Below are 12,620 nucleotides of genomic sequence, written 5' to 3'. Positions count from 1 at the left end.
TAAACCTTATTTAAAGTCAATAAAATCTTAAAGTCAATAAAAATAAAAAAGCAACCTGAATAGGTTGCTTTTTTATTTTTATTAAAGTTTTGTCTTAAGCATTTAATGGTTTCCCATCCCAAGCAGCTTTAGCAGCTTCTTTTACAGCTTCAGAATATGTTGGGTGTCCATGACAAATACGAGCAATATCTTCAGCAGAAGCTCTAAACTCCATTGCAACAGCCATTTCCATAATTAAGTCAGCTACACGAGCTCCAACCATGTGTACACCTAAAACTTCATCAGTATTTTTATCAGCTAATACTTTTACAAAACCATCAATGTCTCCACTTGCACGAGATCTTCCTAATGCACGCATAGAGAACTTTCCAGCTTTATAATCTACATTAGCATCTTTTAATTCTTGCTCAGTTTTTCCAACAGCAGCAACTTCAGGCCAAGTATAAATAATACCAGGAATTAAGTTGTAATCGATATGTGGTTTTTCACCAGCTAAATATTCAGCTACAACAACTCCTTCTTCTTCAGCTTTATGTGCTAACATTGCTCCACGAACTACATCTCCAATAGCATAAATATTAGAAACATTAGTTTGTAAATGATCGTTTACATCAATTTGTCCTCTTTCAGTAACTTTTACTCCAGCATTTTCTAAACCTAAACCATCAGTATATGGTCTACGTCCTACAGCAACTAAACAGTAATCACCAGTAAAAGTAACTTCTTCTCCTTTTTTATTTGTAGCAGTTACAACAACTTCATCTCCTTTTCTTTCTACAGCTGTAACACCGTGGCTTACATTAAACTTAACACCTTGTTTCTTTAAAACTTTGGTTAATTCTTTAGAAACATCTTTATCCATTGTAGGAGTAATCGTAGGTGCATATTCAACAACAGAAACATCAGCTCCTAAACGTTTGTATACAGAACCTAATTCTAATCCTATAACACCACCACCAATAACGATTAAGTGTTTTGGTACTTCTTTAAGTTTTAATGCTTCAGTAGAAGTAATAATACGCTCTTTATCTATTGAGATAAATGGTAAAGTAGATGGTTTAGAACCTGTAGCTATAATAATGTTAGTTCCTTCAATAACTTCAGAACTTCCATCGTTTTTAGAGACTTTTACGTGAGTTGCATCTTCGAAAGAACCTAACCCTTCGTAAACATCAATATTGTTTTTATCCATTAAATATTTAACACCTCCAGTAGTTTGCTCTACAACTTTAGCTTTACGCTCAATCATTTTTGAGAAATCAAACTTTGGATTTTCTACAGAAATACCATGCTCTTCGAAATGGTGAACAGCATCGTAAAAATGATGAGATGAATCTAATAAAGCTTTTGAAGGAATACATCCAACATTTAAACATGTACCACCAAGGGTAGAATATTTTTCTATAATAGCTACTTTTTTACCTAATTGAGAAGCTCTAACCGCAGCAATATATCCACCAGGTCCAGAACCTATAACGATGATATCGTATTTCATGAGTTGTTTTATTTTAATACAAAATTACAATTATTTACGAATTAAAAGTGAGTATTAGTTATTATTACTATTTTTAAAACAGATAAGATGTATTTGTATGAAAATAATAAAAAAAATAGGATGGTTAGCTTTACTAGCTTTCGTTGTAATTCAGTTTATTCCTACTGAAAAAAATAACGGTGAAATGGCTTCTCTAGATGTATTCACTTACGAAACCAATCCTTCTCCCCAAGTCAAAACGATTCTGAAAAACGCTTGTTACGATTGCCATAGTAATGTCACTAATTATCCTTGGTATCATTCAATAGCTCCAGTGAATTTTTGGATCAATCATCATGTTGAAGAAGGTAAAGAACATTTAAACTTTTCAAATTGGTCAAAATATTCGTCTAGAAAAAAAGAACACAAGATGGAAGAATTTTGGGAAGAAGTAGAAGAAAAACATATGCCTTTAAATTCTTATACTTGGACTCATGGAGATGCTGTATTAACAGATGAAGAAATAGCCATGGTAGTAACTTGGGCTAAAGAAGTAGAAAGAGAATATAAATATCAACAACAAAGATAATTGAGTACTAATACACAAGTTTTAATAATTGGTTACGTTTGGGTAGAACCAACTTCATCTGCTGCAGGAAGTAGAATGCTTCAACTTATTAATTTATTTCTAGAAAATAATTATGAAGTAACATTTGCTAGTCCGGCTCAAAAAGGAGAAAATGCATTCGATTTATCCCAAATGGGAGTAACCGAAACGGAGATTGTTTTAAACTCATCTTCATTTGATGCTTTTATTCAAGAATTGAATCCGAATATTGTTGTATTCGATCGTTTTATGATGGAAGAGCAATTCGGGTGGCGAGTAGTTGAAAATTGTCCTAATGCCATTCGTATTTTAGATACTGAAGATTTACACTTTTTAAGAAAAGTAAGATATACACAATTAAAAAATGCAGAAGAGTTTTCAGATATAGCATTATTAAAATCAGATGAAGCTAAAAGAGAAATAGCATCTATTTTACGATGTGATTTAAGCTTAATTATTTCTTCTTACGAAATGCGATTATTAAAAGATGTGTTTAGAATAGATGAAAGTATCTTGCTGTATCTTCCTTTCCTTTTAGATGTGATTGACGAGTCTAAACAGGAAGCATGGTTGCCTTATGAAGAAAGAGAAGATTTTGTTTTTGTTGGAAATTTTTTTCATAAACCTAATGTTGATGCAGTATTAGAATTAAAACGAATGTGGCGTGGTATTCGTGAACGTTTACCAAAAGTGAATATTCATATTTATGGAGCTTATGTAAGTCAACAAATTCAGCAATTACATAAACCAGATCAAGGTTTTATATTACATGGTTATACTTCAGATGTTATCGAAAAAGTAAGTAAAGCCAAAGTTGTTTTGGCACCTTTGAGATTTGGAGCTGGAATTAAAGGGAAATTAACCGAAGCAATGATTTGTGGTACACCAAGTGTAACGACAGCTATAGGAGCTGAAGGTATGCGTGATGAATTTCCTTGGAACGGCTTTGTAGAAGACGATTTAAACGCTTTTGCTGATTTGGCTATAAAACTATACACCGAAAAAGAAATATGGCTTCAGGCGCAAAATAATGGTGTCAAAATTATTAACACGATCTATGATAAAACGATATTAGGAAATAAGTTTACAGAGAAGTTAAATTATCTACAAAACGAAATTGAATCTCATAGAAATGCGAATTTCTTAGGAAGTTTACTTCAATATCAAACATTACAAGCCACGAAATATATGAGTAAGTGGATTGAAGAAAAGAATAAGCCTACTTCTTAGGTTCGTAATCTAACGGTAGTGTGTTGGCAAATAGTTCATAAGCCCAATAACCTTCAACTAAATGATTACTCGGATTACTAAATTCTCCATAATGATGAATTTGCTCAGGTTTTTCAAAAACAAATAAATTAGATTCTTGTCGATCTAATCTGGCTTTTCCTGGTCGAAATCCATATTCTTCCTTTTCTTTGGTATATGTTATTTTTAAAATATCATTAAACTTTAAAAAGGTCTTTCCTTGAATTTTGAAAGTGATGTCACTATAATTAATATCTTTTCTCATCAATGAATCTATAACTTTTTTCTGATTTAATCTTCTGTTAATAAGCAGCGCACTATCTAATTTAGATTCTGGTTTAGTAATTTTCTTTCTCAAGTTAATAGGAGAGTTATTATCCATATACATTTTGAAGATTTTCCTAACAAATGCTTTCTCTTCTTTTGTTGGATATTTCTTATTAGGAATTCTAGCAAACTGATCAATAATAAAACCTTCTTCTTTTGTATTAGCTCGATCTAAAGATCTTAAAAAATGCATTCTAGAACCATTGTACGCAATCAATCTATTTTTCGCCCATTTTCTTTTTTTACGCTTGCTTCCTTTTAATTCTTCATATCTAGTGTATCCCAAATATTCTGAGCGTTTTCTAGATTGTTCAAATTTCTCCAGGGTGTAATATATTTTATATCCTAATGCTTTATTAGTTATAATAATTGGTTGTTCTGCTTCTACAGAAAAAATATTGTCTTCACTATCGAAGTAATAATTTAAAACTTCCGGATTCTCAATTTTGCAACTTTTAGAAAAATTAGCAGTGCCTAAAAAAGAACGTTTAAATCTGTTGAAGTCGTAATATTTCTCTCTTGAAGATCTCCTTTTTTTATTGGCATCAACAACAACTTCGTCAAGTAGATCGTCTTCAGGAAGTAAAATGAATTTTAGAATTTTATTTGGAGAATCTTTGGTGATAGTAATCTCATATTGCACAGTTTTGTAACCTAAGTAAGCGATAATTAAAGAATATTTTCCTTCTTTGGTTTTTAATGAAAACTCTCCTTTAACATCTGTAATGTCTCCAACCGTAGTGTTATTAAAAAACACAGATGCACCTTCTAAAGGTTCTTTTTTTTCTGAAAGTACAATTCCTTTAATTTCTTTTTGAGCAAAACCGAAGAATTGCATGAATAGCAATAAAACAAAAAGTTCTTTTTTCATAGATAAACAAGTTTGGTATCTAAAAATAAGAACTTTTTTAATGATAATTATAATAATTAACTGAATTATATATCGATAACTTCGCCGTCTTCAGGAATATACGTTTTGTGAATTAATCCTTTTTGAGTTAAAACAGCGCTAAGTTTTGCTCTTGTAATCGGACAATGATTCACGGCTTCCATGTGGTTTGCGATAACTTTGTGAGGTGCATTTTCAACAAACTTTACAATATCATCCAATGTCATTAACAATGGTTTGAAAATATCAAACTGAGCAGAACCAGTAGCAACAATACTAATTTCTGGATTGTATTTTTTTAATACAGTATCTATAGCATCAGTATAAATGGTGTCGGAACTTAAATATATACTTGGTTGATTAGGAAGTTCAATAAAAAATCCCATAACATTTCCAGCAGGTTTAGCTACAAATCCGTAACCATGTTTTGCAGGAATTCCTTCTATAGTTCCGTTTAAAAAAGACGATTTTTCCCAGTAATTAATTGTTTGAACAACATTTAACCCTTTCTTTATAAAAGTTTTTTCATCTAGAGTACTACAAATTACAGGAATGTTTCTTTCGATAAGAAACTTCTCAGCCGCACTATCAATATGATCAGGATGATTATGAGTGATTAAACAAAGTGTAACTTTTTCAAGAGTTGGCCGGCAGTTTTCAGGTAATGGAACAGTAGGATTCTTTTTCATTTTGAATCTGAAAAAAGAAAATGGAGGTAAAGTTCCTTGATCTCCTAACATTGGATCTACCAAAATTACTTTATCATCGATTTCGATAGTTAATGTTGCATTTCTAAAATGTTGAATTTTCATGACTGTAATTATTTAAATACAAAGAAATATCCTTTAAAAATGCATTACATTGATTCAAATCAATAAATACGTTTCCTAATTCTACTCAATGTTTCTGGAGTAATATTTAAGTATGATGCAATATGATATTGCGGTACTTTTTCTAGCCAATGTGGTTTGTAAATGAATAACTCTTGATAGAGTTCTTCTGGAGTTTTAGTAATTCTATTGAATTCTAATAATTCTTTTTGTTTTAAAAGTTTTTGAAAAGAAAGTTCAATAAATGATTTTCCACACTCGTATTTCTGTAAAAGCTCTCTAAAAGGTGCTTTTTTGATAGATAATAGCTCAATATCTGTAAGTGTTTCTTGATTTTTATTCGTCTTTAGATCATTGCTGAAAGAGAATAAATCTGAAACAAATTGAGGTTTTGTGTAAAAGTTGATATTAGTTTCTTTTTCTGAAGTTGCATAGAATTCTCTGATTACACCAGAGTTTAAAAAACGTAATTCTTTTTCAACGGTATTCGATTTAAGAATAGGTGTTCCCTTTTTAATCGAATGAACTTCAAATAACGATAATAGTTCTTCTATTCCATGTTGATTTAATGGATATTCAGTTTCGAAGAAAGTAGCTATTTTATCGTACATAAGAATTTATAAAGAGCTGCAAAAGGATGTTTTGCAGCTCTTGTTTTTTAACTTATTAACCCAGCTCTTTTTAATAAAGCTTCAGGTTTAGGTTCTTGACCTCTAAAACGTTTGTACAATTCCATCGGTTTTTCTGTTCCTCCTTTAGAAAGTACATGATCTTTAAATTTAGTTGCGATTTCTCTATTGAAAATACCTTCTTCTTTAAAATATTCAAAAGCATCGGCATCTAAAACTTCTGCCCATTTATATGAATAATAACCAGCTGAATATCCTCCTTGAAAAATATGAGAAAAAGCTGTACTCATACAATTTTCAGAAACATCTGGATATAATTTTGTGTTCTCGAAAGCTTTTAATTCAAAATCTTTAACTGAAGAAATATTTTCAGTGTTTCCAGAATGCCAGCTCATATCTAATAAACCGAAACTTAATTGACGTAACGTTTGCATACCTTCATGAAAAGCAGCAGATTCTTTAATCTTCTGAACATATTCCATAGGAATTGTTTCTCCAGTTTCATAATGTTTAGCAAATAACTCTAATGCTTCTTTTTCGTAACACCAGTTTTCTAAAACTTGACTTGGTAATTCTACAAAATCCCAAGAAACAGAAGTTCCAGATAAACTTTTGTAGGTGGTGTTTGCTAACATTCCGTGTAAAGCATGACCAAACTCATGGAATAACGTAGTTACTTCATTAAAGGTTAATAAAGAAGGTTTAGTTTCTGTTGGTTTTGTGAAATTACAAACGATAGAAACTTGTGGTCTGTCGTTTAGTTCTTCTTTAATTTGTTGCGATTTGTAAGATGTCATCCAAGCTCCATTTCTTTTTCCTGGTCTAGGATGAAAATCAGCATAAAAATGAGAAATAAATTCACCTTTAGAGTTTGTTACTTTATAGGTTTTTACATCTTCATGATATTTATCGATACTATCAATTTCTTCGAAGTTTAAATCAAACAGTCGATTAGAAATTTCAAAAACACCATCAATAACATTTTCTAATTTAAAATATGGTTTTAAAGCTTCTTGATCTAAATCGAATAAATCTTTTTTAAGTTTTTCTGAATAATAAGAACCATCCCACTTCTCAAGACGATCAATATTATCTAGCTTTTTAGCGTAGCTTTCTAAATTTTTAAATTCACGCTCAGCAGCAGGTTTAGCTTTTGCTAATAAATCATTTAAAAACGATAATACTTTTTCTGGAGATTCTGCCATACGCTCTTCTAAAACAAAATGAGCATGAGAATCGTAACCTAATAATTGAGCTCTTTGATGTCTTAATTCAACAATCTCTAAAACAATTTTCTCGTTATTGTTTTTATTGTCTTGAAAACCTTTTTTACCCATTGCAATAGAAAGACTTTTTCTTAGTTCTCTATTGTCAGCATACGTCATAAAAGGAATATAACTTGGGTAATCTAGTGTAAATAACCAACCTTCTTTTTCTTTTTGTTGCGCCATTAACTTAGCTGCTTCTTTCGCTCCTTCAGGTAAACCAGCCAAATCTTTTTCGTCTGTAATCAACATTTCAAAAGCATTGGTATCTGCTAAAACATTTTCACCAAACTCAAGTGATAATTTAGAAAGTTTTGTGTCTAATTCTCGTAGCTTATTTTTTTGCTCATCATTTAAATTAGCTCCATTTCTAGAAAAACCTTTGTACTGCTTTTCTAATAACATACTTTGTTCAGGAGTAAGTGTCAATGCATCCTTCTGATCGTAAACTGCTTTTACTCTTTTAAATAAATTAGCATTTAAAATTATGTCGTTTTTAAATTCACTTAACCAAGGAGAAATCTCTTTAGCTATTAGTTGAATTTCCTCATTGGTTTCCGCAGAATTTAAATTGAAAAATATAGATGTAATACGATCTAATTTTTCTCCTGTATCATCTAAAGCTACTGTAGTGTTTTCGAAAGTAGCTGTATCTGTTGCTTCTGCAATTGCATGAATTTCTTTTTTAGCTATTTCGATAGCTTCTTTTATTGCAGTTTTATAATGTTCCTCTTTTATTGATTGAAAAGGAGGAGTATCAAATTCTTGTAGTAATGGGTTTTTCGTCATTTCAATTTAATTTTAAAAACCTACAAAACCTCACAAATAAACAATCTGTGAGGTTTTATGTTTGTATAGTACTAAGATACTTATTTTTTTACTCGTTCAGAAGCTTTTTCAACTTTTAGTTTTAAGCCTTCTTTGTAAGCGATTATTTTATCTAAAACACATTTATCAGATGCTCCAATAATTTGAGCAGCTAAAATACCAGCGTTTTTTGCACCGTCTAAAGCAACAGTTGCTACAGGAACACCACCAGGCATTTGTAAAATAGATAATACAGAATCCCATCCATCAATAGAGTTTCTACTTTTTACTGGAACTCCAATTACTGGTAACGGACTCATACTTGCAACCATTCCTGGTAAATGAGCAGCACCACCAGCTCCTGCAATAATTACTTGAACGCCTCTTTTGTGAGCATTTGTAGCATAATCAAATAGTTTTTCTGGTGTTCTGTGTGCAGAAACAATATCAACTTCTATTTGAATATCCATGCTTTCTAAAACATCGATTGCGTCTTGCATGATTGGAAGATCAGAATCACTTCCCATTATAATTCCTACCATATTTTTTATGTTGTTGTTCAAGTTCTTTTTAGAACTTTAAAGTTTTGTTTACTAATTCTTATTTTGAAATAACTCGTACGGTTTCTTTTACCTTTTGAGCAACTTCTCTGGCTTTATTTACATCTTGATTTACAATGGTAACATGTCCCATTTTACGGAAAGGTTTTGTAATTTTTTTTCCATATAAATGAGGCGTTACACCATCGATATTCATAATTTCTTGAATATTCTCGTAAACAACTTCACCAGTATGTCCTTCAGCTCCTACAAGATTTACCATAATTCCAGCAAGTTTACTGTCTGTGTTTCCTAAAGGGAAATCTAAAATACTACGTAAATGTTGCTCAAACTGACTTGTATAACTTGCTTCGATACTATAATGACCAGAGTTATGTGTTCTTGGAGCTACTTCATTTACTAAGATTTCATCATCTTGTGTTTGAAACATTTCAACAGCTAATAAACCAACAAAATCGAAAGCATCAGCAACTTTTAAAGCAACTTCTCTAGCTTTTTTAGCAACAGTATCGTCTATTCTAGCTGGACAAATCACATATTCTACCTGATTTGCTTCAGGATGAAATTCCATTTCAACTACAGGATACGTAACTAAATCACCTTTAGGATTTCTAGCAACAATAACAGCTAATTCATTTTTGAAAGGAATCATTTTTTCGGCAATACATTCACCTTCTGGTAACGACTCTAAATCATTATAGTTTTTTACAACTTTAACTCCGTTTCCATCGTAACCGAATCTAGCAGATTTCCAAACAAAAGGAAATGTGATTAATCCGTTTTCGTAAGAATGTTTTAATTCTTCTATGAAAGCATAATGATTAAAATCTGCCGTAGGAATTTGTTGATCTTTATAAAACTTCTTTTGTTGCGCTTTGTTTTGAATAATTCTTAAGTTACTTGGTTTAGGATAAATTGTTAAACCTTCACTTTCTAACTTTTCTAAGGCGTCGATATTTACATTTTCAATTTCGATAGTTAGTAAGTCTACTTTTTTACCGAAATTATAAACTGTATCGAAGTCTAATAAATCTCCTTGATGAAATTCGTTACATATTTGCGCACATGGAGCATCTGCAGATTTATCTAATATAACAGTATGGATATCTAACTTTTGAGTTTCAGATAATAACATTCTGCCTAACTGTCCGCCTCCTAATACTCCCAATTTAAAGTGAGAAGAAAAATAGTTTTGCACGATTAATTTTTTGTGTTGTTGTGGCACAAAAGTACTAATCTTAATTGGGTGATAAAATTATTTTTTATCGGCTTATTTGCAGTGCAGTATTACCGATTTGAATAACATTGTATTCTAAAGCAAAACAACCTTCGCCATCTATAGGAGAACCGTTAAGTGAATTGTATTCTTTGTTGTTGCAAGGACACACTAATTTTAATCCGTCAAAAGTCATTGGAGAAGTACAATTTCCGTCAGGACATTGTAAATCGAAAGCTTTAAAATCGCTATTGTTTCTTCTGATAATAATTAAATTTCTTCCTCCAATATTAGCTACAGTATGTCCACCGGGAACTTGAATATCGATAAACTGAGGATTGGATAAGTTTACAGTTTCATTTAAAACTATACCTAAGAAACAATTATTATTGATATCATTATCAGTACAATTATATAAAACGATAGTTAGAAGAAGTGCAATAATTTTTTTCATGAATACAGCTTTGTTTAAATGCTAACGCGGCTAATTTACAAATATTTTGTACATTTGTTAGACGATCTCATTCCTAGCGGACTGGGATTTTTTTAAATTTTAGAGTTATGAGTCAAGTTTCATATTATAGTCCTGAAGGCTTAAAAAAGCTTAAGGAAGAGTTAGCACATTTAGAGCAAGTTGAGAGACCAAGAGTATCTCAAGAGATTGCAGATGCACGTGATAAAGGTGATTTGAGTGAGAATGCAGAATATCATGCTGCAAAAGAAGAACAATCGCTATTAGAAACTAAAATAGCCAAATTAAAGAACGTAGTAGCTAATGCTAGAATTATAGATGAGAGTGAATTAGATACATCTAAAATTCTTATTCATTCTATAGTGAAATTGAAAAATACAGCTAATGGAATGGAGTTTACATATACTTTAGTTGCAGATAGTGAAAGCGATGTAAGAAATGGAAAGTTATCTGTAAATTCTCCAATTGGTAAAGGATTACTTGGAAAAGAAGTAGGAGATATTGCAGAGATTAAAGTCCCTAATGGAATAATGAAATTCGAAGTTTTAGAGATATCACGTTAAACTCAATTTTAAAACAATATACTGTCGGATTTAGTTAGTTACTAAATCCGATTTTTTATTTTTACAATCAACACCAAAGAAAATTAAATGGCTTCAATATTTACAAAAATTATTCAAGGAGAAATTCCTTCGTATAAAGTAGCGGAAGATGAAAAGCATTTTGCTTTTTTAGATATTAATCCGAATGCTAAAGGACATACTTTAGTAATTCCAAAGAAAGAGGAAAACAAGATTTTTGATTTAAGTAAACAAGAGTATGCAGAATTAATGGATTTTAGTTATAGAGTTGCTAAAGCATTAGAAAAAGCAATACCATGTGAACGAATCGGAATGAGTGTTATTGGATTAGAAGTGCCTCATGTACATGTGCATTTGGTGCCTTTAAATGCAATGGAAGATATACAGTTTGTAAAGAAAGAAAAACTATCGAATGATGAGTTTGTTTCTTTAGCTGAGAAGATTGCTCAGAATTTCGAGTAAAATTAGAATGCATTTAAAAGTTTGCTAGTTTTTAAAAAGAAAGACTAGCAAATTTTGATTAGTTCTTTAGGAATTGAATTTCAAAAGTAGTTCCTTTATCTAGTTCAGATTTTTGAACAAATATTTTTCCTTTGTGGTAGTCTTCAATAATTCTTTTAGACAATGAAAGACCTAATCCCCAACCTCTTTTTTTAGAAGTAAATCCAGGTTTAAAAATTGCATTGAACTTTGACTTGGGAATTCCTTTTCCGGTATCTGAAATCAAAATTTTAATATACTCTTCGCTATTTTCTATAGCTAAATTGATTTTTCCTTTACCTTCCATAGCATCTATAGCGTTCTTAATTAGGTTTTCTATTACCCAACCATACAGTTCGTTATTCAGATTTGTATTTATAATATCATCTGAAGTTTCAAAAGAGAAAGAAGTCTGTTTAGAACTTCTCGATTCTAAATAATCAAAAGTGTTTCTGGTAACTTCAACTATATTGGTGTTTTCTAATTTTGGAAGTGAACCAATTTTTGAAAAACGATTGGCAATTGTGCTTAATCTTTTAACATCATTTTCAATTTCATCGACATAATCTTGATCCAGGTTTTCACCACGTAGAATAGTAACCCAACCTAATAAAGAAGACAAAGGAGTTCCTATTTGATGCGCAGTTTCCTTAGCCATACCTGTCCATAACTTATTTTGTTCTGCGATTTTACTGGAATTGAAGAATAAATAAATAACGGCTAGAAATAATCCTAAGATTAAAATTAAAGCAATAGGATAATAAGTAAGTTTGGTAAGTAAATCTGAATTTCGATAATAAATATATTCTCGTTTTCCTAAGTAGTTAATTTCAATCGGTTTGTTCTGATTTTTCATAATTCTTAACTGTTTGGTTAAGTAAAGAATATCAGAAGAACGTTTAGGATCTAAATTATGATGTTCACCAATGGTACCGTTTATACTTGTAGAAATACAAGGAATTTTATTGTTTGAAAGTACTTTAAGTTCAAGATTCATGTCTGCATCTAAATCAGGATTATTTCCAATACGTTCTAAAGCGATTGCAAACTGTTCCATTTTTATTCTCTCATCATTCTTAAACTTCTTAAAGAAAGAGTATGTATTCCATAAGATTAAGGAAACAATAACAAAACAAATAAATATAATTAGCCGTTTTACTCCGAAGAAATTTTTCAAAAAACTCATTAGTCAAATATAAACTATTCTAAGAGTATAACTTTATAACTTAATCCGT

The 12,620-nt window shown here is 30.8% G+C and carries 13 protein-coding genes; 4 read left to right on the top strand and 9 right to left on the bottom strand.

Features of this window, described 5'->3' with window-relative positions:
- Positions 1–94 precede the first annotated feature (94 nt).
- Entirely contained in the window at positions 95–1,495 is a 1,401-nt protein-coding gene (gene lpdA / locus Q1A15_RS00375; protein ID WP_299617243.1) for a dihydrolipoyl dehydrogenase, read from the bottom strand.
- 97 nt (positions 1,496–1,592) lie between these two features.
- On the opposite strand from lpdA, the gene Q1A15_RS00370 reads away from it, so the two are divergent.
- Both Q1A15_RS00370 and Q1A15_RS00365 read left to right on the top strand, forming a co-directional pair.
- The gene (locus Q1A15_RS00370) at positions 1,593–2,063 is read left to right on the top strand and encodes a heme-binding domain-containing protein (RefSeq protein ID WP_299617241.1); all 471 of its coding nucleotides are present in this window, start codon (positions 1,593–1,595) and stop codon (positions 2,061–2,063) included.
- Positions 2,064–3,311 carry a glycosyltransferase gene (locus tag Q1A15_RS00365; protein ID WP_299617239.1) on the top strand — a complete coding sequence of 416 codons (1,248 nt, stop codon included), beginning with the start codon at positions 2,064–2,066 and terminating at the stop codon, positions 3,309–3,311. It begins immediately after the preceding gene.
- Here the strand turns inward: Q1A15_RS00365 and Q1A15_RS00360 are convergent.
- The 7 genes from Q1A15_RS00360 to Q1A15_RS00330 form a co-directional block, all read right to left on the bottom strand.
- Positions 3,301–4,527, bottom strand: coding sequence for a carboxypeptidase-like regulatory domain-containing protein (locus tag Q1A15_RS00360; RefSeq protein ID WP_299617237.1), 1,227 nt, complete (start codon positions 4,525–4,527; stop codon positions 3,301–3,303). The two genes, Q1A15_RS00365 and Q1A15_RS00360, sit on opposite strands and share 11 nt — an antisense overlap.
- A gap of 65 nt (positions 4,528–4,592) precedes the next feature.
- The gene (locus Q1A15_RS00355) at positions 4,593–5,357 is read right to left on the bottom strand and encodes an MBL fold metallo-hydrolase (protein ID WP_299617235.1); all 765 of its coding nucleotides are present in this window, start codon (positions 5,355–5,357) and stop codon (positions 4,593–4,595) included.
- Positions 5,358–5,416: 59 nt separating this feature from the next.
- A complete protein-coding gene (locus Q1A15_RS00350) occupies positions 5,417–5,986 on the bottom strand; it encodes a Crp/Fnr family transcriptional regulator (protein WP_299617233.1) in 570 nt (189 codons plus the stop codon).
- Positions 5,987–6,033: 47 nt separating this feature from the next.
- Positions 6,034–8,058, bottom strand: a complete 2,025-nt coding sequence (locus Q1A15_RS00345; RefSeq protein WP_299617231.1) for a M3 family metallopeptidase — start codon at positions 8,056–8,058, stop codon at positions 6,034–6,036.
- An 80-nt stretch (positions 8,059–8,138) separates the two neighbouring features.
- Positions 8,139–8,618: a 5-(carboxyamino)imidazole ribonucleotide mutase gene (gene purE, locus Q1A15_RS00340; RefSeq protein WP_299617229.1), complete on the bottom strand. Its 480-nt coding sequence runs from the start codon at positions 8,616–8,618 to the stop codon at positions 8,139–8,141.
- A 58-nt stretch (positions 8,619–8,676) separates the two neighbouring features.
- Positions 8,677–9,834: a 5-(carboxyamino)imidazole ribonucleotide synthase gene (locus Q1A15_RS00335; RefSeq protein ID WP_299617227.1), complete on the bottom strand. Its 1,158-nt coding sequence runs from the start codon at positions 9,832–9,834 to the stop codon at positions 8,677–8,679.
- A 64-nt stretch (positions 9,835–9,898) separates the two neighbouring features.
- Positions 9,899–10,306 carry a Rieske 2Fe-2S domain-containing protein gene (locus Q1A15_RS00330; RefSeq protein WP_299617225.1) on the bottom strand — a complete coding sequence of 136 codons (408 nt, stop codon included), beginning with the start codon at positions 10,304–10,306 and terminating at the stop codon, positions 9,899–9,901.
- 107 nt (positions 10,307–10,413) lie between these two features.
- Here Q1A15_RS00330 and greA point away from each other — a divergent pair, with 107 nt between their 5' ends.
- Entirely contained in the window at positions 10,414–10,887 is a 474-nt protein-coding gene (gene greA / locus Q1A15_RS00325) for a transcription elongation factor GreA (protein WP_299617223.1), read from the top strand.
- Positions 10,888–10,974: 87 nt separating this feature from the next.
- Positions 10,975–11,367 carry an HIT family protein gene (locus tag Q1A15_RS00320; RefSeq protein WP_299617221.1) on the top strand — a complete coding sequence of 131 codons (393 nt, stop codon included), beginning with the start codon at positions 10,975–10,977 and terminating at the stop codon, positions 11,365–11,367.
- 58 nt (positions 11,368–11,425) lie between these two features.
- Here the strand turns inward: Q1A15_RS00320 and Q1A15_RS00315 are convergent, their stop codons facing one another.
- Positions 11,426–12,571, bottom strand: coding sequence for a HAMP domain-containing sensor histidine kinase (locus Q1A15_RS00315; protein WP_299617219.1), 1,146 nt, complete (start codon positions 12,569–12,571; stop codon positions 11,426–11,428).
- Between the last annotated feature and the right edge of the window lie 49 nt (positions 12,572–12,620).

Source organism: uncultured Tenacibaculum sp. (assembly GCF_947495995.1).
Classification (GTDB): domain Bacteria; phylum Bacteroidota; class Bacteroidia; order Flavobacteriales; family Flavobacteriaceae; genus Polaribacter.
The sequence above is the reverse complement of the archived record's forward strand: the minus strand, read 5'-3'. Positions and strand labels throughout refer to the sequence as shown.

What these genes read in the sequence shown, in the direction of transcription:
- Q1A15_RS00345 (WP_299617231.1), bottom strand. Translation starts at nt 8,058, where the DNA reads ATGACGAAAAACCCATTACTACAAGAATTTGATACTCCTCCTTTTCAA.
- lpdA (WP_299617243.1), bottom strand. Translation starts at nt 1,495, where the DNA reads ATGAAATACGATATCATCGTTATAGGTTCTGGACCTGGTGGATATATT.
- Q1A15_RS00320 (WP_299617221.1), top strand. Translation starts at nt 10,975, where the DNA reads ATGGCTTCAATATTTACAAAAATTATTCAAGGAGAAATTCCTTCGTAT.
- Q1A15_RS00360 (WP_299617237.1), bottom strand. Translation starts at nt 4,527, where the DNA reads ATGAAAAAAGAACTTTTTGTTTTATTGCTATTCATGCAATTCTTCGGT.
- Q1A15_RS00350 (WP_299617233.1), bottom strand. Translation starts at nt 5,986, where the DNA reads ATGTACGATAAAATAGCTACTTTCTTCGAAACTGAATATCCATTAAAT.
- greA (WP_299617223.1), top strand. Translation starts at nt 10,414, where the DNA reads ATGAGTCAAGTTTCATATTATAGTCCTGAAGGCTTAAAAAAGCTTAAG.
- Q1A15_RS00355 (WP_299617235.1), bottom strand. Translation starts at nt 5,357, where the DNA reads ATGAAAATTCAACATTTTAGAAATGCAACATTAACTATCGAAATCGAT.
- Q1A15_RS00315 (WP_299617219.1), bottom strand. Translation starts at nt 12,571, where the DNA reads ATGAGTTTTTTGAAAAATTTCTTCGGAGTAAAACGGCTAATTATATTT.
- Q1A15_RS00330 (WP_299617225.1), bottom strand. Translation starts at nt 10,306, where the DNA reads ATGAAAAAAATTATTGCACTTCTTCTAACTATCGTTTTATATAATTGT.
- Q1A15_RS00370 (WP_299617241.1), top strand. Translation starts at nt 1,593, where the DNA reads ATGAAAATAATAAAAAAAATAGGATGGTTAGCTTTACTAGCTTTCGTT.
- purE (WP_299617229.1), bottom strand. Translation starts at nt 8,618, where the DNA reads ATGGTAGGAATTATAATGGGAAGTGATTCTGATCTTCCAATCATGCAA.